This is a genomic window from Marinomonas rhizomae, from assembly GCF_024397855.1.
GTDB lineage: Bacteria > Pseudomonadota > Gammaproteobacteria > Pseudomonadales > Marinomonadaceae > Marinomonas > Marinomonas rhizomae_A.
On the sequence record NZ_CP073343.1, the window covers coordinates 1,685,793 to 1,707,385 of the forward strand.

A 21,593-nucleotide genomic window follows, 5' to 3' on the forward strand; every position below is an offset into this window, starting at 1 on the left:
GGTATGCAATATGATGATTGTAGATTTGGTCGACGAAGTCGACTTTAAAGAAAGACTCATCGCTCTTGGAGCGCCAGTGACTCAAGAGCAAAGCTTAGCAGAAGTGCAGTCGGCTGTGTTGTCGTGGCTACAAGCGTATCCTGAACAAACTCCCTTCGTAAAAGACCTTTGTACTGAAATGCAAAAGGATACGACAACTGTTTTACCTGAAGTGTCGAGCGTATTGGCAGCCTTCAGTTAGAACTCACTTATTAATAGTTTAATTCTTCAGTTATCCTTTTAAAAAAAGCAACTAATTAATATTTAATTGGTTGCTTTTTTTTTTTTATTTATTTATTTATTAAATATAAATTTTACTTATCATAAAAAAGTCTATAAATTCTCACTTTCTGTATTTTTAATTTTTCACAATCCATACATCTATAGCTAGTCTTTGGCTTGTGCTAAATTTTATTCAGGAATAAAAATTTAACGCTAGCATTTTTTTAGAAATGGAAGATGCTTAAAATGGATTTTGGTTACTTTATTTAACGAGTTGTGTAGATATTATGAGAATTAAAACTAAGTTATTAATAGCTTTTTCAATTGCGACTGTTCTACCTGTGCTGTTTGTTAGCTCTATAACGGCTTATTTAGCCTCAAATCAAGCGCTTGAGAGCTTCTCTAAAAATAGTGGTCAGACGTTAAGTGCGATTGAAAAGTCATTTAATCAGTTCTTAACCGATGTGAATTATATTGTTGGCTATATTTCCGATAGCGATCTGGTTATTTCCCCTGATGCTGAAGCTCTTACTACTTACCATGAGCAAAAAGGAAAAGCTCCCCGTGAAGTGGCTAAACAAAACGGTGGGCGTGAAGCGCAGTTGTATAATATGTTTGCGGCCATTGCGAAGAACAATCCAAACTTTGCCTATTTGTATTTAGGTGACGAATCTGACGGCTACCTTGAGTGGCCGGGTACATATGAATATGCGGACTATCATCCTAAGCAACGCTCTTGGTATACAAAAGCAATGGAGAATCCAGGTAAAGTGGTGATGCGGGATGCTTATTACTGGGAAGCAGACGATTCCATTTATATCTCTGCCGTGAGTACTTACAACAAAGGAAATGCTGTTGGTGGGGTGATTAACGTCGATGTGTCTATAAAAACCTTAATTGATATGGCAAACAAATCCAAACTTGGTAATGCTGGCAGTGTTATGGTTGTCGAAAATACAGGTACTATTTTAGTTGATGCAGAACACCCTGAAAATAATTTCAAGAAAATTGGCGATCTTGCTGGTGAAGCTTATAAAAAAATAGCTCAAACCTCTTCGGGTGTTGTTGGTTTTCAACTTAATGGCGAAGAGTATTACGCTAATGTTTATACCTCCCCTAATTTAAAGTGGAAGTTCGTCGGTTTTATGCCAGCCTCTGAAATCTACTCCGGTACATCAAAACTAATTAAAACAACTATTATCGTATGTATATTGTTGCTGATTGTTTTTGGCTTTGTTGCGTATATTATGTCGAAAAAGCTAATCACGCCTATTGAATCAGTTTCTAATCACTTGCGCATCTTGGCAGAAGGTGAGGGGGATTTAACTTCTCAGATTGAAATCAAGACTAAAGATGAAACAGGAACATTGTCTAATTGGTTCAATCAATTCATTGAATCTACAAGGTTGCTTATAGTTGGTATTAAAAGATCAGGTATGCAGATTGATAAGATTGCAGCTGAAACATCGGCGAAAGCAAGTGATGTGGCTAAAGCGACAGCAGGCCAGTTGCAGTCTATCGAGTTAATTTCTGAAGCGGGTCAGCAAATGCTAATAGCATCGAATGAAGCAGCAGAAAGTTGCGCTAATTCTGCTCAATTTTCTGAGAAGGGCCTAGAAACGACGATAGCAGGTAAAAAACTTCTTAAAAATAGTGCAGAAGGCGTTAACCGTTTGGGCGATCGTTTGAAAGATTCGAATCTAATCATTACAGAGCTGCAAAAAGAAACGACCAATATCAATCAGATTTTATCGACTATACAAGCGATTGCCGAGCAAACTAATTTGTTAGCACTAAATGCTGCTATTGAAGCGGCTCGTGCTGGAGAGCAAGGTCGAGGTTTTGCTGTTGTTGCAGATGAGGTGAGAACGCTTGCAGGGCGTACACAAGAATCGACGGAGCAAATTAGTAACATTTTAGGGCTTCTTGCTAATCGAACCAAGCAAGCGTCGGATTCAATGGTGACAAGCTTAGCCGAGTCGGAAAATGCAATTGGTTTATCAAACCAAGCGCTTGAATCTTTTGAGCAAATTGAAGAAGTGGTTAAGCAAATGCGCGATATGACTATGCAAACGGCCGCGTCTGCTGAAGAACAGCGTGCAGTCACTGAAGATGTTAATGGAAATATTAATTCTATTAGTGAATCAGCGCATCGAGTTTCAGGTATTTCTGGTGACGTTGCTGAGCTATGTAAGCAGCAAGATCAGTTAAGCAAAGAGCTACATTCGATGGTTGTTAGATTCCGAACCGAATAAGCGACGTTTTTGCTAGTATTGAGTACACAAAGGCCACTTAACAGTGGTCTTTTTACTTTGGGTTCGAGCTTTTCCGTGATTAGCATTTATGTTTACTGAGTGAGTTGAAATTTAAAGTTAAAAATTTCAATATTTGGTTTTAAAAAACAAGTGATAACGATTATCATACTTGTCTAAATTTACTAATAAAGGTGTAAGATGATTAAATCGTTTGTAGTGCTTTTGTTCACTCTCTTTATGAGTGCTTCCTGGGCAGATCAAGTTACGGTGAAAGATGTTCTTGGTCGTAATGTGACATTTAATGCTCCAGCACAGCGTGTAATTGTTGGATTTTACCCTGAAGATTATATGGCTATTGGAACTGAAGCCGCTTACGACAAGGTTGTGGGTATGTCGAAATACATTTGGCAGGCACGTCAAGCTAACTGGGAAATGTACGTTAAGCATCGTCCGTCATTAGATGATATTCCGGGTATTGGTCGAGTTGATACGCAAACTTTCTCTATTGAAAAAGTCATTAGCTTGAAACCAGATGTTTTGATGTTAGCTGACTGGCAATACAAGGGATTAGGTACCGACATTGAGCGTCTTGAAAATGCTGGTGTAAAAGTAATTGTTGTTGATTACAACGCACAAACCTTAGAACGCCATATTAAGAGCACCGAGTTAATTGGTGTGATTACAGGGCAAGAAAAACGCGCAGCGACTATTGCGGCTGACTACAAAAAAACGGTTGAAAGCATAAGTAAGCGCCTTGCTGATGCTAATCTGCCAACTCCAAAAGTGTATACAGAGTTCGGTGCTTCTGGTGTACAAGAGCTTGGTTTTACCTTTGGTAAAAACATGTGGGGTGCGATTTCTACTATGGCAGGTGGCGACAATATTTCTGCGCCGTTTGTTGAGTGGTGGGGGAAGTTGAACCCTGAGCAAGTGATTGCTTCAAACCCTGACGTCATCGTTATCACAGGTTATGAAACAGGCAAAGGCTCTGATTCAATGATCATGGGTCAAGGTGTTGATAGAGCGGAAGCCCGCAAGCGTTTAGAAGGCTATAAAAATCGCTTAGGTTGGTCGTCTATTAATGCGGTTAAAAATAATCGTTTGTATGCGGCTTATCATGGCGCATGCCGTACTATTTTTGATGCCGCTATGATTGAATTCTATGCAAAAGCTATGTATCCAGATTTGTTCGCTGATTTGAATCCTGAAAAAGCTTATTTAGACTTTTATAAAAAATACCTTCCTGTAACGCCAGAAGGAACCTTTACTTTGGCTCTTTAAGCATTTCTTCTTAGTTTTACAACTTAACAGACTTTGAGGTGCTTTTAAAAGTAGCTCAGACATACAAAAACCGCAGTTCTAATGTCACATTAAAAGACATGAGAGCAGCGGTTTTTTTATTTGAGTAATTTTTATAGATTATTGTTTTCGGCAATTGTGCGAGCGCATCCTGCGATAGTGGAGCGTAGCCAAATATGACCTGGATCGTGTTGCAGCAATGGGCTCCAAAGCATTTTCAATTCCACTGGTGGAATATCAAAGGGTGGCGGAAGCACGACGACGCTGCTGTTATCTTGCATCAAGCGAGTTGCCAATGATGGCAAGGTCGCGATTAGACCAAGTTGCTCTGTCGCACGCATGGCAACATTGTAGTTTCGAGTGAACAAACGGATATTACGTTTGAATCCCAAGTCTGCCAGTGAGCCGTCTACCCAGCCAAGCTTTTGAACTTCTTCTGGTTGAATGCCCACGCCCACACCAAACCCTGTTTTGCTTACCCAAACGTGTGGTGAGGCAAGGTAGGTTTCCAAAGAAAAGTTTCTGGCGATTTCTGAATCAGCCGGAACCAAACAAGAGAAATGGTCGACCCAAACGGATTTTTGGTGGAAGGATTGTGGTAAGACATCGAAGCGGTTGATGACCAAATCGACTTTGCCTTTTTCAACATCGTGAAAGCTCACATCACTTGGATTCATGACATCAAGAATGACGTTTGGTGCTTCGGCCTGGAGCTTTTTCATTAATGGTGGAATTAATGTCGCTTCGGCGTAATCGCTCGCCATAATGCGGAACACACGTGAACTGGATTCGGCTTCAAAGCTTTGCCCTAAGTGTAGAACCTCGTCAACCGATTGTAAGATGCTTTGGACTCGCGGCTGTAACTGAATCGCTAATGCGGTTGGCATCATGCCATCGCTGGTTCTAACCAACAACGGATCGTGGAATAGATCTCTTAAACGTCTTAGTCCATTGCTCATCGCTGGCTGAGTAATGCCTAGCTGATTCGCGGCGTGGGTTACATTTTGCTCCCGTAATAAGGAATCTAAGTAACGAAGTAAATTGAGATCTATTTTGTCTAACTGCATAAAGGAAGGGGCCCGTGTCCACTAACGTAGGGGCTGCATCATACTCCATTTTAGCTATGAATAGAATGATAGCCCTTACGTTAGTTACGGGATTACTTGGTGAGTTGTTCTATGACTTCATAGCAAGCACCCATGGTGTGGTAGTCGGTTTTGCCTGCAGGGCTTTTGCAGTCATCGAAGGCTTTATTGTCTTGAGTCAGAATACGAAACCAAGCTCCATATTCATGGTCGATCATATGAGACCAACTGTATTGCCAAAGCTGCTGATATTTATCCCAATAATGTTCTTCTTTGGTCATGATGGCTAACATAGCAGCAGCGGCAAAAGATTCGGCTTGAACCCAAAAGTATTTGTCACCGTCACAAACATTGCCTTGCGGATCGTAGCCATAACAAAGGCCGCCGTTGGTGGCGTCCCAGGATTTTTCCCAGGCAGAATTAAACAGTTTTTGAGCCGTTGGAATTAGCCAATCTAGCGGCGAACGTTGGTGGATCAATAGTAGCAATTTGGCCCATTCTGTTTGGTGGCCAGGTTGAAATCCCCAAGGGCGAAATAAATGTTTAGGATCTGCTTTGTTATAGTCCCAGTCAACTTGCCAGTCGGTTGTGTAATGTTCCCAGATTTCCCCACCAGCGAGAGCGGCTTGGCGTAAGCATATATTGCTCGCCAGTGTGATGGCTCGTTCTAGGTAGCGTTTTTCGTTGGTCGCGTCGTAAGCGGCAAGCAGTGCTTCACAGCTATGCATGTTGGCATTCTGCCCACGGTAGGGTGACACAGTTTGCCAATCACTGGATATTTCATCTTTGTATAGGCCAAACTCCGCGTCCCAAAAATGTTTCTCCATGGTGTCAAAGGTTTCTTGAATCCATGGTTTAGCATTTTCCACACCGGCTTTATAAGCGGTTGCATAAGCGAGCATGACAAAGGCAAAGCCATAGCAGTGGTTGGTTTCATCAATATTTTGTTGTTGATTGAGCAGCCACACGTAACCACCATTTTCTCGGTGATGACGATTTCTCAAATAGTTTAGGCCGTGGCGAGTGGCGTCCAAATACTCGGCTTTTCCTTCTGCTTGATACGCTTTTGCGTAATTAAAAACGAAACGAGTACTGCTGACCAGATGACGAGTATCTGTGTCGTAAATATCGCCGTTGTCTTTGAAAAATTGAAAGAAGCCTCCCGCAGGATCAATGCAGTTTGGGTGATAGAATTGCATGGTTGATTGGATGTGGTCTTTTAAAAAAAGGGTAGAGGTAAACTCTGGAAAAGAATGCATGATATCGTCCTTTGCTTTTGCTCTGCGCTATAATACGAGCTTGTTATTTTTGAAAAGATACTTTGCCATTAAGTGGGCAATCTCTTAGAACGTTATTCCATCTTAATAGGTTATATTATTAAATCAATTAGATTTATTAAATAGCGGGAGCTATATGACGTCATCTGGTAGTACTTCTGAACAAAGTCGCATTTACAATGAACGTATTATTCTGCATTTGGTACGGCAGCATCCTGAAATCTCCCGAGTGAAGATAGCTGAGCAAACAGGGTTGAGTGCCCAGACGATTTCTGTGATCACGTCCTCTTTGCTTGAAAGGCAATTGCTGCAAGTGGATGGCAAAGTAAAGGGCCGTCGTGGTCAGCCCTCTATAAAGCTTAGTATCAATAAACAAGGCGCTTATGGATTGGGTATTAATGTGGATCGCGATCATATCAGTGCCGCTTTGTTAGATTTTAGTGGTGCTTGTGTGCTGTTGTTAGAGCGAACGGTGTCTTTCCCCACAGAAAACTTAGCAAAGAAAATCGCTCACGATTTAATTGAAGAAGTGAAGGCAACGTTAGGGGAAGACTGGAATAAAGTTCAAGGAATCGGTTTAGCAAGGCCTGACTATATGGATTCTTGGTTAGAAACCTTAGTCACCGATTCAGACCAAAGGGCAGACTTAAATAGCCTAAAAGCCGCTTTGGCTTATTGGCAGTCAGACGCTTTTGAGACTTGGTTAACGGATTTAACTGGCGTGCCATGTTTCTGTGAAAATGATGCCGTTGCAGCGGCGACTAGTGAATTGTTGCTGGCGTCGGTTGCTCCTCAGCGGGACTTTTTTTATCTCTTTGTGAGTACGGCTTGTGGCGGCAGCTTTGTTGCCAATGGCGAGTGTTACTCTGGCGCTCATGGAAAAGCAGGCAGTTTTGGTTTAATTCCAACGACAACAGGCAAGCATGGTAAATGGATTCTTGAGGCCTTGTCTTTGTCTTCGCTGCGTCGTTTTCTTGCCGATAAGCAAGCTCAGTGGCCGACTAAGGATGATCTGTGGCTTGATTCCGAGTACGCTAAACTTATCCAGCAGTGGGCAAGTGAAGTGGCGTTTGAAGTGACACCCGCTTTGGCGTCGGTGGTGGCTTTATACGATCCAGAGGCCATCTTGATCGGTGGTCGTTTGCCGTCACCAGTATTGGTTGCGTTAATTGCTTGTATTGAAAATGCGTTAACGGCCCACAGTATGCTGCCTCTGCCGGCAATACGCATTGCTCAAACAGGTCATACAGCGGGCGTCTTAGGGGCTGCGGTATTGCCGCTTTATGGAAGCTTTGCTCCGCAGAAGAATCTATTATTGCTAAGTTCTAAATCCGCCGTTTCCGTCTCTTAAAAAGAGAACCAAAAAGAAAGCTAAGAGAGAAGTAATGAGATTAGAAATACAATGTGAAGACAGAATAGGTATGGTGCGAGAAGCCCTCGATCTATTTATTCCCCATGGTATCGATATGCGCTTAGTGGAGGTAGATACCAAACGACGTTGTATTTATTGCGGCTTTTCCGATATTCCTTTTTCAAAGTTACAGCATTTATTGGCGGATATTCGTCGTTTAGACAGTGTTGAAGATGTCAAAACCGTGATGTTTACGCCCTCTGAAAGAGAGCACAACGCTCTTTATACTCTATTAGAAGCCTTACCGGACGGTGTGATTTCGGTTGACCTGAAAGGCAACATCACCATGGTAACTGAGCTTGCTGCAGAAGATTTGAATGTGCCAGTGTTGAATCTGCTGCATAAACCCGTTCAGCAGTTCATTAAAGGAATTAATGTCCCCAAGGATGCGTGGGCGAACCCGCGTGATGGCATGAGTAAGCGCATTCGTATTCGTAACAAAACATTATTGCTAGAAATGAAGCCGATTTTTGTGAGTGATGATGACGGCATCGCTAACCCTGCGGGCACGGTTATTTATTTGAAATCTAAAACGCGCTTAGACCGACAAACAGAGAGCTTAAAGCAAGCGCCTGATGCAGAAAACTATTTAGAAACCTATTTCCAATCAGCGGTCATGAAAAGCGAGGCAATGAGTCGGACGTTGCTTCAAGCCAAAGCGTTCGTTGAAGTGCCTATGCCTTTATTGGTTCAAGGGGAAGCAGGGACTGGTAAGCGAGATTTGATTGACGCCTTGTTTCAGCATTGGCAAAGACGCCAGGGCGACAGAGACGCTCAGTTGCTGATTCGCAATGCGCGCGAGCTGACCAAAGATGATATTACTCAGCTCGATAGGATGTCAGGTTGGTTTGTGATTGAAGATATTGAATGCCTTGATGAACCAGTACAGTTAGATTTGGCCGCTTGGTTGGCGCGTCAGCCTGGTGAAAACACCAGTCTTGATAACAATGTTCGTTTAGTCAGTCTGTCTTCGTTAAATCAAGCGGCACTGAGTAATAGCGAGGCGTTAAATAAAGGTCTGTATTTTTCTTTGGCAACATTAGTGTTGTCTATGCCAGCATTGCGAGAGAGAAAAGAAGACATAGAAGGCTTGGTTCAGCAAGTCATTTCAGCTCAAGCTGAGCGTTACCGTTTATCCGTTCCTGCTGTTTCAAAGGGGGCGTTAACGAAACTGGCTTTGTATGCTTGGCCTGGCAATTTGAAAGAGTTACAAAACATCTGCCTACAAACTTTACTAACGACGAAAGGTGAAGAATGGCAAACGAACGATGTTTTATTGCCAGAGAATGATTCTATGACAGATATCGCGCTGATTGATGATTCGTTGGAGGTGACCGTAAAACAATGGGAGGCAGCGCTTTTGAAACGACTCTATCCAAACTTTCCTAGTACAAGGAAATTGGCGAAAGCAGTAAATATGAGCCATAGCGCGATAGCAAATAAACTAAAAGAATACGGCATAAATACATAAATGCCAGATTAAAAAATCAATCTGGCATTTAGATAGAATGGAGAAAGGGCTATTTAGTATGGGCGTCTATGTCGTGGAACTGGACGGCGTACTTCTTCGCGTTCAATCTTAATTGGTTGTAGCTTTGTTTTCGGTTGTGCAGATTTCTGGATATTGGCTACCAAGAAAGCAATTGCTGCGCAGGCAGCGATGAATAACAAAAATTCAAACATGGCATTTCTCCAAACTAATTATTCTTTTAACAATCATGGTTCAAAATGATCGTTGGGTAAAGGCTTAATGTGTTGTCTTTTAGTTAATGGAGGAGGATTTTTGTAAATCAACCCCTAAACATAAGATCACAAGTTATACCTTTTTCTTAGATACCTAGCGACGCCATCTTCATCATGATGACCAATGACATCGGTAGCAGCATCTTTTATGTGAACTAATGCGTTGTCCGTTGCAAATGCCTCATCTGAAGCAGAGAACATAGACAGATCATTGTCCCCGTCACCAAATACTACCAAGCTTTCGGCACCAATTTCTTCTTTTAGTTCCATCAATGCAGAACCTTTACAAACATTGCTGTGGTGGATGTCTAACCAGAAAGCGTCAGGGTTATAAATTCCACCACCTGAATAGGCGGTTAAATGGCTATGTTGTTGACTATCTAAGATGATTTTTTCAATAAACTCAGGTCGTCCCATGGCACTAATATTGGTGATTTTTGCGCTATGCGATAGCTCCGTTATAGGGTGAAGGCTCATGTTTTTATGATTCCCCAACTCATTGGCGATGTGGTCGCTCAAATGCCCTGTCAGGGGAGAGTGATAGACTCTGTGTGAACCATCATCTTCTAGGCAGAATATAAAAGGCGTCACTTGGTGTTCTTCAAAGGAGCTAAGAAGTTCAGATATATGACTTTGTGACAGAAGGTTTCTGTGGCGATAAAGATTTTGTTGAGGGTCCCACCATTCAACGCCATTTTTGAATATTTGCCAGTTGGGAAATTCATGGCCTTCAATACAAGGCATCGCAGCAAAATGTGTGCGGCCTGTCGCGACCGTGTAGAAAACCCCTGCGGCTTTTAAGCGTTCAAGAGTATCGAGTGTGTAATCAGATAGACGCTGATGCTTGTTCAGTAGGGTTCCGTCTAGATCAAATGCCACTAATTCCATAACCACCTCATAGTATGCAGTGTGTAGCACTATCGCATTTTCTAAGAGGGAATTTCAACAATTAAGACAAATATTAGGCGGTTTTAGGTTTGTCAGTAAACGCCACAACTTACAATACATATTGGGCTGCGGCGTTTTTTAGGCTAGCTCTTTTGAACGAGAGCTGTTGAGGTGAAATGAATACCACTCCAACCATTTTCGATGAATTGACGAATGTTTTGATGATCTGTGGCTTCAGGGTTCTCCAAAACATCAACGCGATAAAAATCACCAAATAAATTTAGCGTTTCGACTTCTGTCAATTGGTGAATAGATCCGAAAGAAAAAATCTTACAAGAGCCATTGTTTTCATTAATGCCATTTGCCTGTTTGCCATTAGTAAACTCGGCAGGTGTGAACTCGTATTCGCGTTCAATCACATCAATCACTTCTTTAAACTGTACTTGCTCAGGAGTGCTTTTGATTTTTTCTATGAGCGTTTGAGTACTTAGCATTGGGACTCCGTTTGATATATAAAATGTATTTTTTGAAAATATTGAATCGTAAAAAAGTATTATTGTTCATTGGTCGATTCGGCATATCGAACCGTTACCTTTAGGCAAACAAACGCAATTATGCCACAAGCAGCAATGGTGCCAAGCATTGGAACAAACGTACCGTTGTGAAGAACACTGATAACAGCACCGCCTAGGGCTCCAAAAGCAAAGCGAGAGGTTCCAGCCAGTGCTGTGACACTGCCGTTATTGTTGCCAGCGTGCTTCAATGCGCCCGCCATGAATCCACCACCTAAAATCCCCATTGGCCCCATAAATGACATGCTCGCAATGATAATCATCCAAAGCGGTGGGCGATCAAAAAAGCTAAGAATAATCATGAAAGCAGAAGACGCCAGGGGAATGTAAATGGCGTATTTTGAGAGTACTTCAGTGCCAAGTTTTTCCACATAGCGGCCATTAATAGTGGAGGCCAACATCATTGAGATAACGTTCAAGCCCACTAAGAAACCAAAATTAGCAGGATCAACCCCATATATTTCAATATATACAAAAGAGCAGCCAGTAATAAAACTCATCATGCCAGCAAAATAAAAGGCAGAAGCCACGATATAACCCATTACTGAGCGGTTTTTAATCAAAATAATATAGTTGCGAATGGCGTTACCAAACGAGAAGGGCGTGCGTTTTTCCCTTGGTAATGTCTCTGGAATAGTGCGTAGAAATAACGCGATAGAAATAATGGCTAAAATACCCAGCATGACAAAAATATAGTGCCAATTTAGTATTGTGAGGATAGCACCACCTATAATAGGTGCTGCTAAAGGTGCCAAGGCCATGACTAACATGATCATCGACATGGCTTTGGCAAATTGGTTAATCGACATGCCATCTTTGACTAACGCTGGAACGCACACAGCAACAGCGGCACCGCCTATGGCTTGAGTTGCACGCCCAACCAGCAACATCTCGTAACTTTGAGTTAATGCGCAAATAAAACTGCCAATCGCAAAAATGATCAAACCGCCAACGATAACTTTGCGGCGACCAATGGCATCTGAAATCGGGCCAAAAAGAATTTGTAGAAAGGCAAATACCAGCAAATAAATACTCAGAGTCATCTGAATAAGGCCAATGTCAGTATCTAGACTTTCAGAAATACTGGGAATACTTGGTAAATAGGCATCGATCGCTAACGGCGTGAGTCCGGCTAAAAGCCCGAGGACGATAACAATAGGGAGTGTGAGTTTCATATAACAACTTAGGTCGATTCGGTTAGTCGGTTTTATCGGATCAATGTTACAAACCCAAAAAAAAGCTTAATAGATTATAATCGGTTTACACAGAGTCTTTTTGTTTAATTGTGCAAACACTAAGTAAAACCGAATGGCCCATAATTTGAAAGGAGTATATTTTCTGGTTTTCATTTATGGAACGTGGTTCAATTTCAAAATCATTTCTATACGGCAAAGACACTCTGTTTTTGTCCTGTCTTGCACCCATTGTGGTTTTGTTTTCCAGTGGCGTCGCAGTTAAAAGGTTGAATAAAGGTAAATTATGTTACGTTTTTTTGAAAAATGGGTGCCTGCGTACCCAGATACAGAAGCTGCACAAGCGCCAAAAACGCTGTATGCATTTTGTCGTTATTACTCGAAAGGAGTTGAGATACCACTTTTAATAATGTCTGTGTTAACCGCGGCCATTGCGATTTTGGAAGTCACCTTGTTCAGTTTCATGGGCCAATTGGTTGATTGGCTGATTAACAAGAATCCAGAGACTTTTTTTGCAGAAGAAAGTAAGCATTTATTATTGATGTCTTTAATGATTCTAGTGCTCATGCCATTAGTGACATTTTTACATTCGGCTATTATTCATCAAACGCTTTTGGGTAATTACCCGATGCGTATTCGTTGGTTGTCGCACCATTATATTTTACGCCAAAGTATGTCTTTCTTTCAGGATGAATTTGCCGGTCGTATTTCGACTAAGGTGATGCAAACCTCTCTTGCAGTGCGTGAAACTGTAATGAAATTGCTTGATGTGTTGGTTTATATCGGCGTGTATTTCATCTCTATGGTGGTACTGATTGCCAAAGCTGATTATCGCCTAATGATTCCAATGCTTGGCTGGTTGGTTTGCTATGTTTTACTGCAAATGTATTTTGTTCCTAAGCTGAAAAAGGTCTCTGCTGATCAAGCCGATGCGCGCTCAACCATGACTGGTCGGGTGGTCGACAGCTACAGTAATATTTCGACGGTGAAGCTTTTTTCTCACCATCAAAGAGAAGCCGATTACGCCAAAGACGGCATGGATGGCTTCTTGCAGACGGTTTATAAGCAAATGCGCTTGGTCACTATGCTTAACGTCGGAGTGCAAACCTGTAATTACATTTTGGCATTTTCGGTGGCGGCATTATCTATTTGGTTATGGACTGGCAGTATTATTAGTGTTGGTGCGATCGCAATTGCGGTGAGTTTAGCGCTGAGACTTAATGGTATGTCTCAGTGGATCATGTGGGAAATCAGTGCTTTATTTGAAAATATTGGCATGGTGAATGACGGCATGAAAACCCTTTCTCGTCCTATAGAAATAGAGGACGAGCCAAATGCGCCAGTGCTTTCTGTTCCTAATGGCTTTATTGAATACGACGCAGTGAATTTCCATTATGGCAAGCAAGACAGCAAGGTGATTGAAAACCTAGTCTTGTCGATTAAAGCCGGCGAAAAAGTGGGTCTGGTTGGTCGTTCTGGCGCGGGTAAATCCACCATTGTGAATTTGCTAATGCGTTTCCATGATATCGAATCGGGTCAAATCCGCATTGATGGTCAAGACATCAGTGGTGTTAAGCAAGATTCGCTACGTGGGCAAATCGGCATGGTGACACAAGATACGTCTTTGCTGCATAGAACGGTTCGTGAAAACTTGCTTTACGGTCGACCTGATGCGACAGAAGAAGAAATGATTGCCGCAGCGAAACAAGCCGAAGCCCATGATTTCATTCAAGACCTAACCGATCCATTCGGCAATGCTGGCTATGATGCCATGGTGGGTGAGCGTGGTATCAAACTGTCTGGTGGTCAGCGTCAGCGTATCGCGATTGCCCGAGTTTTATTGAAAGATGCGCCTTTGCTGATTTTAGACGAAGCGACATCTGCATTGGATTCTGAAGTAGAAGCAGCGATACAGGAAAGCTTGTACAAACTGATGCAAGGTAAAACGGTTATCGCCATTGCTCACCGCTTGTCTACCATTGCGGCAATGGATCGCCTGATTGTCTTGGATAAAGGTAACATTGTAGAGCAGGGCAGCCATGAAGAGTTGATCCAACACAAAGGCATCTACGCTTCGCTATGGGCGCACCAGACAGGTGGCTTCTTAGCTGAGGACATTGACTTAGAAGACATTGATATTGAAGATGTTGAGCTGACAGGCGCTAAGTAAAAAACGGTTCCGTTTTGGGGCGACAATCTGGGGAAGGGCTTATGACGTATTTTATTCTGTTTCTCGCTATTTTGGCGGAAGTGATTGCAACCACTGCGTTAAAAGCGTCTGAGTCTTTCACTAAATTGGTCCCAAGTGTTGTGCTGGTGATAGGTTATGGTGTGTCTTTTTACTTGTTAACCATTGTTATGCGATCTATGCCGACAGGGGTGACATACGCCATTTGGTCTGGGTTAGGGATAGTGTTGATCTCGGTATTTGGTTATCTCTTTGCTAACGAAAAACTCGATCTAGCGGCGTGTATTGGTATGTCTTTGATTATCGCTGGTGTGGTGGTGATTAATGTTTTTTCTAAAACCGTGAGCCATTGAATAAAAACGCAATAGCGGAAAACGGAAAGTATATAAATCCCTCGTTGATGATGTCACTTCACAGCGAGGGATTTTTTTGTATTTGGAATTGTCAGTTAGGCTAATTATTACAGCCCTTCAGCGATTTCTTTCACTTGCATGCGCACACTTTGCAAACCATTACCGGACAAGTACCAAAGTTGAGGTGATAAATAAGTGACTTTAATAGACCCCGCACCTTGAGCGGCAAGGTCTGCTTTTAATGTATTTATGTCGAGCGCTTCGTTTGTATTGCCAATTGCTTCACTGCGGTCAACGATAAATAGGGCAGTTGGGTTTGTTTCAGCAATATCACTAACGGTAAGCGGTGTGAACGTTCGGGTGCCGCGTGTATGGGATTTTACATGAGCTGGGATGTTTGCTGTTTTCAACCCCAATAGCTGGCTGCTAATGGCGTCTTCTCTTAAGCCTAAAGAGCCATTGTTATGAGTCACGACCAAAACGGTTGCATCTTTATTTAGTCTTTTCTTTGTGGATTCTATATTGCTTTTTAAATCAGCAAGGGCGTTTTTTGCTTTGTCTTGCACATGAAATAGAGTGGCAATGGAGGTGACGTTGTCACTAAGATCATGCCAATAATTGTCACCAGAAATGTTCACTTGTTTTACGGCACTAATGGCTGCCAGCTTATCTTTTTGGCCTGCTTGGCGGCCGGTAATGATAATAAGGTCTGGGTTGACTGTATTTAGAGTCGTTAAGTCTGGTGACTTTAAACCACCAATGTCGGCATAGCGTGCATCGTTAAACTGCTGTAAATATTCAGGGATGACTTGTTTAGGAACGCCTGCGACTTGGTTTTCTAGCCCCAGCTCTGTCATGGTGTCTAAGCTGCCTAGGTCAAAGATGGCAGCGGTGGGTAACCTTGTTTCAGCCGTTGATAGTTGGCTAAATGCCACCAAAGTTCCTATGGCTAATATTTGTTTTAACTTTGTCATCTTCACAATTACCTATTTATGAGTCTAAAAATAAAATAACCATTACCAATTATTGATAATGGTTACCATTCTCTCACTTTTGTCGGTAAGTGTTGGCACTAAAACGAGATACGATACGTTGCTAAACCTGAAACAGGTTTTAAGGAAGGTGCGAACAAGTCCTCTTGCCTCAGCATGTGGATAAAAGCCTGTTATTCGAGACGAGTGCCGAATGTGAATAGTGGTTCTATTTTCGAGGTGCTCAACAAAGAATACAGGCTTTTAGAGCATGCCCTGCGGGTCTTTCAGAGAAAACGCCACATATCGTTGCGACTCTTTGAAAGGTACCTACATTCCTTCAGAGTCGCTCCTTATTTGACGATTTCTCTGAAAGACTGAGTCCTAGTAGACTTATTCGGACCTTCCTTAACTGTTTTTAATTTTCCCTCTTTTATTTGCCAGCCACACAAATTGATAGGGCATTAGGGTGATCTTGCCTAAATGGTCTTCGTACACTTGTTCTGAAACTAAATCGGTCCAGTCATCCGTGGCGATTAGGTTCAGTTCGGACAAGTTAAAGCTTTGTGGTTGATCTGTCATGTTGTAGACCGCAAATAGGCTTTGGCGTCTGTCTAAGCTTTGGCGCCAGAAGGCAAACAGGTTTTCGCCCATGTGCAAAACGTACTGCGTGGCATTTGGGTGGAAAGCGGGTTGAGCACGACGAATTTGCGTCAGTTTAGTAACGCTTTGGAAGACTTTTTGATGATGAGTCGGTGTGTTTAACACATGCTCTAAATCTTCCATGTCCCAAATATGACGGTTAATTGAGCGGAAGTGACCAGTGTTGTCCACTCTTTCTAAATCGTTTTCTGTGCCAAATAAGCTATGTATATAAAAAGCGGGCACACCTTCTAGTGCCATCATGACGCCAGCAGCACATAAAAAGCGAGCAAACTGCCATTTGTCTGGACCATGTTGTGCTGAGCCAGATAAGGCATTCCATAGACTGATATTAATTTCATACGGTTTGGCTTCACCTTGTGGCGTGGTGCGTGAGCTTATTTTGCCGCCAAAGCGTTTCATGGTGTTAATCAGTGTTTCCAGCTCCCATTCAGACAGCAAGCCTTCTGTCGGACGTAATCCAATGCCATCATGTGAGGCGATAAAGTTTAGGTAGGTCGTCCCTTGCTGAGCCGGTGTCATGCTCATTAACCATTGTTTTAAGTGATTGCTGTTTCCCGTTACCAAACTGTTAATAAGCAGAGGCGGCAAGGAAAAGTTGTAAATCAAGTGGGCTTCGTTGGCATTACCGAAATAGGTTAGGTTTTCCTGATTCGGTATGTTGGTTTCGGTGATGATCACAGATTCTGGAGCGTAATGTTCAATCATCAATCGCAACAAGCGAATCATTTCATGAGTCTGTGGCAAGTTGATGCAAGAGGTGCCAGGAATCTTCCAGAGAAACGCTACCGCGTCTAAGCGAAACCAACGAATGCCTTTTTCGAGGTACAAACGAATAATGCGCAAAAATTCTAAAAGAACGGCAGGGTTCTCGAAGTTCAAATCCACCTGATCATGACTGAAAGTACACCAAACGTGTTTCTCACCGTTTTTCGTTTGTACTTCTCGTAACAGCGGCGAGGTTCTAGGGCGAACCACCGCGCTTAGATCTGCGTTTGGGTCCGCTTCGTAAAAGAAGCTTGCCCCAGGTTCAACTCCTGCTTTGTAATTTTCGAACCACATGCTTCGGCTTGAGCAATGGTTGATGACTAGGTCGCCCATGACTTTAAAGTCTTTGGAAAGGTTCACCACGTCAGCCCAGCGGCCGCAGGATGGATTGACGGTGGTGTAATCCATAACACTAAAGCCATCGTCTGAGCTATACGGGAAAAATGGCAGTAGGTGAACGGCAGAGATGCAATCTGACAACTTACTTTTGACAAATTTATGCAAGGTTTCCAACGGCGCTTCTTCTTTTCTACGCAAGGTGTCTGCATAGGTAATCAGCATGATGTCAGATTGGTCCCATAGATTACGATGAGGACGAGGAGACTCCGTTGACGGATCTAGATTAAATGTGGCTAAGCACTTTGAAGCCAAATCCTTATTGTCTAAGCTTGGGTAAATGACTTGCAAATGAGCGATTAGGCGCTGTTCTAGATGCGACAAAGGAGCATTTTCCATGTTTACCTACCTGTCTTTTTAGTGATTGAAAAGCAACGTAGTAACGTTCAACTTAGCAAAAAGATTACTTTTAGGGCCAGCTATTTTTTAGGACCATATTGGGCCATATCCAATTCGACGGCTTGAGCAAGCTGATTCATGACGCCCGGAAAGGCACTCACAACACGGTTCCAGCTAGGAATAAAAGGCGTCTCCATTGGATTTTCTAAATACTGGTTACCCGCTTTCATAATATTGCTGGCGAACAGTTCTACTGCTTGCTCCTCGGTATGCACGTCTAATTTTAGACCATTAATTTCTGCATCGTTTCGGTACGTCTCAATGAAGTCTAAAGCAACGCGGTAATAGGTGGCTTTAATCGTTCGGAAGGTTTCTTGATTGAAAATCGTCCCGTTTGTTGCCAGCTTTCTGAAAATCGCTTTGGTAATGTCGATGGACATTTTTGATAAGCCGCCATCGTCATTATCCGCTGATAAGTCTTGGTGTTTGTGATCGTAGATATCGGCGATATCTACCTGACACAAGCGGTTGGTCGAGTAGTTGCGGTACATCTCACTCAGTACGCCAATTTCTAAGCCCCAGTCACTTGGAATGCGCAAATCCGTCATCACATCGCGACGGAATGAAAACTCGCCAGCGAGCGGGTAGCGGTAGCTGTCTAAGTATTCCACGTAGTCTAAATGGCCAAAGACTTTTTTCAGCGAGCACAATAAAGGCGTCACCAGTAAACGGCTGACGCGACCATTCATTTTTCCATTCGCAGCGCGGGCGTAAAAGCCTTTACAGAATTCGTAGTTAAATTTTGGGTTCGCCACAGGGTAAATAAGACGAGCCAACAATTCACGGTCATAAGTGACGATATCACAGTCGTGCATGGCAATGGATTCGGCTTTACCCGCGGCGAGGTTGTAACCCATACAGAACCAAACATTGCGACCTTTTCCCGGATCGGATGGCGAAAGGTGTTCGCCTTTTAATACGCCATCAATTTCTCTTAGTCGAGGGCCGTCGTTCCAAAGTACTTTAACGTTTTGCGGTAAGACACTGAAAAATTCTAATGCGTGGCGATATTGGTCTTCGGTTGCTCGGTCTAAGCCGATGATAATTTCAGACAAGTAGGGAACTTGCTGCAAATGCTTCAAAATATTTGGCATGGCGTCTGTTTCCAGCTCGGAATACAGACAAGGTAGGATGAGAGACATAGGGCGTGTTTTCGCGAACTCACACAGCTCTTGCTCCATTTCTTCTAACGGACGGTGTGCCAAATTGTGAAGTGTGGTGATGATGCCGTTTTGATGAAAATCGCCCATAGTAATTCTCCTAAAATCGTAATAATGGTGTGTTTATTGTTCTGTCCGTTGATTACAAAATACCTTGTTTGGTGAGTTGCAAATTAACTGCCTGAGCCCAGCCTTCTGGACCATATGCATCGGTTAGCCAAGCGTCGCAACGGTTGGGGATTTCTGGTGGCGCGTGGACGGGTGAGCGAATGACGACAGGAATGTCCGCTTTACTCAACATGCCTACGTCGTTCTCGCCATCGCCCAGTGCCATGGTGGTAATGTCTTCTTCGCTTTGTTGTTCGTACAATTCTTTAAGCCATAGCATGGCGTTTGCCTTATCACAGTGCTCTCCCATCAAATGTGCGAAGCGGCCGCCTTTCTGAATTTGCACACCAAATGGCGCAAGATCCTCACGCAATGTATTCAGAGCAAGGTTGGAATCTGTCCATACCATGGGTTCAGTAAACTCTCTCTGCATGGCTTGCTTGGCGTTTTCTTCAGTCAAGCCAGTGATGGAAACCAGCTCCTGCCAAGTCATCTCGCTGAAGCGTTTAAAAGTGTATTCTTCTTGCTTGTCATTGGTTAGCTCGATCAGCTCGTCTCGTTTCGGGCCAAATGATTTACGCCAATAATCGCCACAGTCTTCGAGCGTTTCGTCTACAAAAAGGCGCAAATGCTTAGGGATATAAACGGCAGAGCCATTTTCAACGATGAAAGCATCTTGATGATTCAGCTCCTGTCTAAGAGACATAAGCTCAACAAATGTCTTGCTGGTGTTGATGATGCAAGGAATAGAAAAAGTCTTCAACGACTGTAAAGTCGCCAGTGCCGGTTTGAAACTGTAGGTATGATGATCGAGTAATGTGCCATCCAAATCGGTAAAAATTAAAAGTGTTGTCATGTCGATTCCTTTTTGGGTCCATCAAAATACCGCTGATGGACGTTAGTATGAGACTTGCAAATCTGGTGCCAGTGCGTAAAAGTAGCGTTTTCCTTCACGGTACATGCCTAAGATTAACGAGGCTGTTGAACAACTTTATGACAAGTTTGCTACGTTTATGTGTTTTTGTGATTTTGGCTTTATTGGCGTTCGCGGCAAATTCTGTTTTGTGTCGTTTAGCGCTGAACGATGGTCTTATCGATCCCGCTCAATTCACCACGTGGCGTTTGCTCAGCGGCGCAGCGACTTTGGTGCTGCTTAGTGTTTTTCAATGTCTAAAAAATCAGCGTAATGACCTGAAAATAGTGTGGTTGGAAGGGAGTTGGTTGTCGGCCTTTGCACTGTTTATTTACGCCTTGGGCTTTTCTTATGCCTACGTCACATTAGAAACAGGAATAGGCGCCTTGATGCTGTTTGGCGCGGTACAGCTTACTTTGATCTTATTCGCCGTGTGGACAGGGCAAAAGCTGGTTTGGCTGGAATGCTTGGGTCTAGCGATAGCCTTTGCCGGCTTTGTTTACTTAGTACTTCCGACCTTGTCATCGCCTTCTTTATTGGGCTTTGTCTTAATGACGTTAGCAGGCGTGGCATGGGGCTTGTACACATGGCGAGGCAAAATTTCGGATAAGCCTTTATTTGCAACAACATCTAACTTCGTTCGAACCATTCCCATGTTACTGGTCGCGCTGATTGTCATTTCTTTTAACGGCGAACAAGCACAGAGCGCACAACTTGAAGGTCTTATTCTCGCTGTCACCTCTGGCGCTATCATGTCTGGACTTGGTTACGCCATCTGGTACGCCGTCCTGCCTTATCTTAGTGCTTCCATTGCTGCTGTGTTGCAGCTACTGGTTCCTATTATTGCCACCATCGGCGGCGTAGTTTTTGCCAACGAATCCATCACCTTACACCTCGTTATCGCAACGTTAAGCGTCCTAGGTGGCGTATTGCTTGTCATAATCGCGAGAAAACGAACACCTAAAAACGCCTAGTTTTGGTGCGTTTTTATCTTGATGCGCCATAATTGACTGGTTTATTGATTGAAAATTGATCGCTGTTTTGTCCAATATATAGGGTTGGTCGCGGCTTTAGCCCGACACTGTATTTATTCCCTCCCCTTATGTCTTCCAAGGGGAGGGCGAGGGAGGGGTTATCACTTCGGGGCTTTGACCCTGACCTCCGCTGGAGATGCGAGCAAAGCAAACACCACCGCTCGACACTATCGTTTGACCTCGCTCTTGGTGTTCGCTTTGCTCCTTGCTGCTGAACATAAACACTTTTACTCGTAGGGCAGTATGAGCGCAGCGTGATCTGCCGTTGTTAGTAAACGCATAACATATTAATACTGCTGCCAAGTCTCTTCCCCTTTCTTCAAGGGGAAGACGGAAGATGGGGTTATTAGTCTTGAGTGCCTTCAATTCCCTAAAACTCTTATGGTTTTACCTAGGCTTTCATTGTATTGTCAGGATATTGTAATGGATTAATTAGTATGGATTGCTTGGCTGATATTGGCACGAGATCAAAAATATCAGGCTCAAACGATCTAAATTTAAAAGAGTGATACACCAAGTTTTGCTTAGTAAAAAAGAGTGATGACAAGATAGGTAGGACCGTGACTTGGAAATTCTGGGACTAACATCGTTTCGTTGAAAACGCCAAAATGATTAGAACCAAGTCAGCGCTGTTTTCCGCAGGAATAGCATCAGGG

17 protein-coding genes are annotated in these 21,593 nt (G+C 43.1%); 8 read left to right on the forward strand and 9 right to left on the reverse strand.

All coding sequences use genetic code 11. The annotated features are described in order from the left end of the window. Nucleotides 1–10: 10 nt before the first annotated feature. The 3 genes from KDW99_RS07810 (at nucleotide 11) to KDW99_RS07820 (ending at nucleotide 3,797) form a co-directional block, all read left to right on the forward strand. The gene (locus tag KDW99_RS07810; protein WP_255828732.1) at nucleotides 11–241 is read left to right on the forward strand and encodes a hypothetical protein; all 231 of its coding nucleotides are present in this window, start codon (nucleotides 11–13) and stop codon (nucleotides 239–241) included. A gap of 307 nt (nucleotides 242–548) precedes the next feature. Beyond that, entirely contained in the window at nucleotides 549–2,516 is a 1,968-nt protein-coding gene (locus KDW99_RS07815) for a methyl-accepting chemotaxis protein (protein ID WP_255828733.1), read from the forward strand. A gap of 198 nt (nucleotides 2,517–2,714) precedes the next feature. Beyond that, complete coding sequence (locus KDW99_RS07820) at nucleotides 2,715–3,797, forward strand: ABC transporter substrate-binding protein (protein WP_255828734.1); 1,083 nt, start codon at nucleotides 2,715–2,717, stop codon at nucleotides 3,795–3,797. Between the two features lie 131 nt (nucleotides 3,798–3,928). On the opposite strand, the gene KDW99_RS07825 is transcribed toward KDW99_RS07820, so the two are convergent. Both KDW99_RS07825 and KDW99_RS07830 read right to left on the reverse strand, forming a co-directional pair. Beyond that, on the reverse strand, nucleotides 3,929–4,882 hold the full coding sequence (locus tag KDW99_RS07825) for a LysR family transcriptional regulator (protein WP_255828735.1): 954 nt from the start codon (nucleotides 4,880–4,882) through the stop codon (nucleotides 3,929–3,931). 92 nt (nucleotides 4,883–4,974) lie between these two features. Then, a complete protein-coding gene (locus KDW99_RS07830; protein WP_255828736.1) occupies nucleotides 4,975–6,159 on the reverse strand; it encodes an AGE family epimerase/isomerase in 1,185 nt (394 codons plus the stop codon). Between the two features lie 154 nt (nucleotides 6,160–6,313). Between KDW99_RS07830 and KDW99_RS07835 the strand changes: the two genes are divergently transcribed. Continuing rightward, a complete protein-coding gene (locus tag KDW99_RS07835; RefSeq protein ID WP_255828737.1) occupies nucleotides 6,314–7,528 on the forward strand; it encodes an ROK family transcriptional regulator in 1,215 nt (404 codons plus the stop codon). A 34-nt stretch (nucleotides 7,529–7,562) separates the two neighbouring features. Then, nucleotides 7,563–9,059: a TyrR/PhhR family helix-turn-helix DNA-binding protein gene (locus tag KDW99_RS07840; RefSeq protein ID WP_255828738.1), complete on the forward strand. Its 1,497-nt coding sequence runs from the start codon at nucleotides 7,563–7,565 to the stop codon at nucleotides 9,057–9,059. Between the two features lie 338 nt (nucleotides 9,060–9,397). On the opposite strand, the gene KDW99_RS07845 is transcribed toward KDW99_RS07840, so the two are convergent. The 3 genes from KDW99_RS07845 to KDW99_RS07855 form a co-directional block, all read right to left on the reverse strand. Then, nucleotides 9,398–10,219: an HAD-IIB family hydrolase gene (locus KDW99_RS07845; protein ID WP_255828739.1), complete on the reverse strand. Its 822-nt coding sequence runs from the start codon at nucleotides 10,217–10,219 to the stop codon at nucleotides 9,398–9,400. Between the two features lie 143 nt (nucleotides 10,220–10,362). Then, nucleotides 10,363–10,713: a HopJ type III effector protein gene (locus KDW99_RS07850; protein WP_255828740.1), complete on the reverse strand. Its 351-nt coding sequence runs from the start codon at nucleotides 10,711–10,713 to the stop codon at nucleotides 10,363–10,365. 59 nt (nucleotides 10,714–10,772) lie between these two features. Then, on the reverse strand, nucleotides 10,773–11,966 hold the full coding sequence (locus tag KDW99_RS07855) for a Bcr/CflA family multidrug efflux MFS transporter (protein WP_255828741.1): 1,194 nt from the start codon (nucleotides 11,964–11,966) through the stop codon (nucleotides 10,773–10,775). Between the two features lie 304 nt (nucleotides 11,967–12,270). Between KDW99_RS07855 and KDW99_RS07860 the strand changes: the two genes are divergently transcribed. After that, the gene (locus KDW99_RS07860; protein ID WP_255828742.1) at nucleotides 12,271–14,154 is read left to right on the forward strand and encodes an ABC transporter ATP-binding protein; all 1,884 of its coding nucleotides are present in this window, start codon (nucleotides 12,271–12,273) and stop codon (nucleotides 14,152–14,154) included. A gap of 41 nt (nucleotides 14,155–14,195) precedes the next feature. Next, on the forward strand, nucleotides 14,196–14,525 hold the full coding sequence (locus KDW99_RS07865) for a DMT family transporter (protein WP_255828743.1): 330 nt from the start codon (nucleotides 14,196–14,198) through the stop codon (nucleotides 14,523–14,525). A gap of 107 nt (nucleotides 14,526–14,632) precedes the next feature. On the opposite strand, the gene KDW99_RS07870 is transcribed toward KDW99_RS07865, so the two are convergent. The 4 genes from KDW99_RS07870 to KDW99_RS07885 all read right to left on the reverse strand — a co-directional run bounded on the left by KDW99_RS07870 (nucleotide 14,633) and on the right by KDW99_RS07885 (nucleotide 19,846). Next, complete coding sequence (locus KDW99_RS07870) at nucleotides 14,633–15,499, reverse strand: ABC transporter substrate-binding protein (protein WP_255828744.1); 867 nt, start codon at nucleotides 15,497–15,499, stop codon at nucleotides 14,633–14,635. A 405-nt stretch (nucleotides 15,500–15,904) separates the two neighbouring features. Continuing rightward, the gene (locus KDW99_RS07875; protein WP_255828745.1) at nucleotides 15,905–17,662 is read right to left on the reverse strand and encodes an alpha-amylase family glycosyl hydrolase; all 1,758 of its coding nucleotides are present in this window, start codon (nucleotides 17,660–17,662) and stop codon (nucleotides 15,905–15,907) included. An 80-nt stretch (nucleotides 17,663–17,742) separates the two neighbouring features. Then, nucleotides 17,743–18,972, reverse strand: coding sequence for a glycosyl transferase (locus KDW99_RS07880; protein ID WP_255828746.1), 1,230 nt, complete (start codon nucleotides 18,970–18,972; stop codon nucleotides 17,743–17,745). A 52-nt stretch (nucleotides 18,973–19,024) separates the two neighbouring features. Then, the gene (locus KDW99_RS07885; RefSeq protein WP_255828747.1) at nucleotides 19,025–19,846 is read right to left on the reverse strand and encodes an HAD-IIB family hydrolase; all 822 of its coding nucleotides are present in this window, start codon (nucleotides 19,844–19,846) and stop codon (nucleotides 19,025–19,027) included. Nucleotides 19,847–19,983: 137 nt separating this feature from the next. Here KDW99_RS07885 and KDW99_RS07890 point away from each other — a divergent pair, with 137 nt between their 5' ends. Next, nucleotides 19,984–20,877, forward strand: coding sequence for a DMT family transporter (locus tag KDW99_RS07890; RefSeq protein WP_255828748.1), 894 nt, complete (start codon nucleotides 19,984–19,986; stop codon nucleotides 20,875–20,877). The last annotated feature ends 716 nt before the right edge of the window (nucleotides 20,878–21,593 follow it).

What these genes read in the sequence shown, in the direction of transcription:
- KDW99_RS07830 (WP_255828736.1), bottom strand. Translation starts at nt 6,159, where the DNA reads ATGCATTCTTTTCCAGAGTTTACCTCTACCCTTTTTTTAAAAGACCAC.
- KDW99_RS07870 (WP_255828744.1), bottom strand. Translation starts at nt 15,499, where the DNA reads ATGACAAAGTTAAAACAAATATTAGCCATAGGAACTTTGGTGGCATTT.
- KDW99_RS07885 (WP_255828747.1), bottom strand. Translation starts at nt 19,846, where the DNA reads ATGACAACACTTTTAATTTTTACCGATTTGGATGGCACATTACTCGAT.
- KDW99_RS07890 (WP_255828748.1), top strand. Translation starts at nt 19,984, where the DNA reads ATGACAAGTTTGCTACGTTTATGTGTTTTTGTGATTTTGGCTTTATTG.
- KDW99_RS07875 (WP_255828745.1), bottom strand. Translation starts at nt 17,662, where the DNA reads ATGGAAAATGCTCCTTTGTCGCATCTAGAACAGCGCCTAATCGCTCAT.
- KDW99_RS07880 (WP_255828746.1), bottom strand. Translation starts at nt 18,972, where the DNA reads ATGGGCGATTTTCATCAAAACGGCATCATCACCACACTTCACAATTTG.
- KDW99_RS07845 (WP_255828739.1), bottom strand. Translation starts at nt 10,219, where the DNA reads ATGGAATTAGTGGCATTTGATCTAGACGGAACCCTACTGAACAAGCAT.
- KDW99_RS07840 (WP_255828738.1), top strand. Translation starts at nt 7,563, where the DNA reads ATGAGATTAGAAATACAATGTGAAGACAGAATAGGTATGGTGCGAGAA.
- KDW99_RS07835 (WP_255828737.1), top strand. Translation starts at nt 6,314, where the DNA reads ATGACGTCATCTGGTAGTACTTCTGAACAAAGTCGCATTTACAATGAA.
- KDW99_RS07860 (WP_255828742.1), top strand. Translation starts at nt 12,271, where the DNA reads ATGTTACGTTTTTTTGAAAAATGGGTGCCTGCGTACCCAGATACAGAA.
- KDW99_RS07810 (WP_255828732.1), top strand. Translation starts at nt 11, where the DNA reads ATGATGATTGTAGATTTGGTCGACGAAGTCGACTTTAAAGAAAGACTC.
- KDW99_RS07815 (WP_255828733.1), top strand. Translation starts at nt 549, where the DNA reads ATGAGAATTAAAACTAAGTTATTAATAGCTTTTTCAATTGCGACTGTT.
- KDW99_RS07865 (WP_255828743.1), top strand. Translation starts at nt 14,196, where the DNA reads ATGACGTATTTTATTCTGTTTCTCGCTATTTTGGCGGAAGTGATTGCA.
- KDW99_RS07850 (WP_255828740.1), bottom strand. Translation starts at nt 10,713, where the DNA reads ATGCTAAGTACTCAAACGCTCATAGAAAAAATCAAAAGCACTCCTGAG.
- KDW99_RS07855 (WP_255828741.1), bottom strand. Translation starts at nt 11,966, where the DNA reads ATGAAACTCACACTCCCTATTGTTATCGTCCTCGGGCTTTTAGCCGGA.
- KDW99_RS07820 (WP_255828734.1), top strand. Translation starts at nt 2,715, where the DNA reads ATGATTAAATCGTTTGTAGTGCTTTTGTTCACTCTCTTTATGAGTGCT.
- KDW99_RS07825 (WP_255828735.1), bottom strand. Translation starts at nt 4,882, where the DNA reads ATGCAGTTAGACAAAATAGATCTCAATTTACTTCGTTACTTAGATTCC.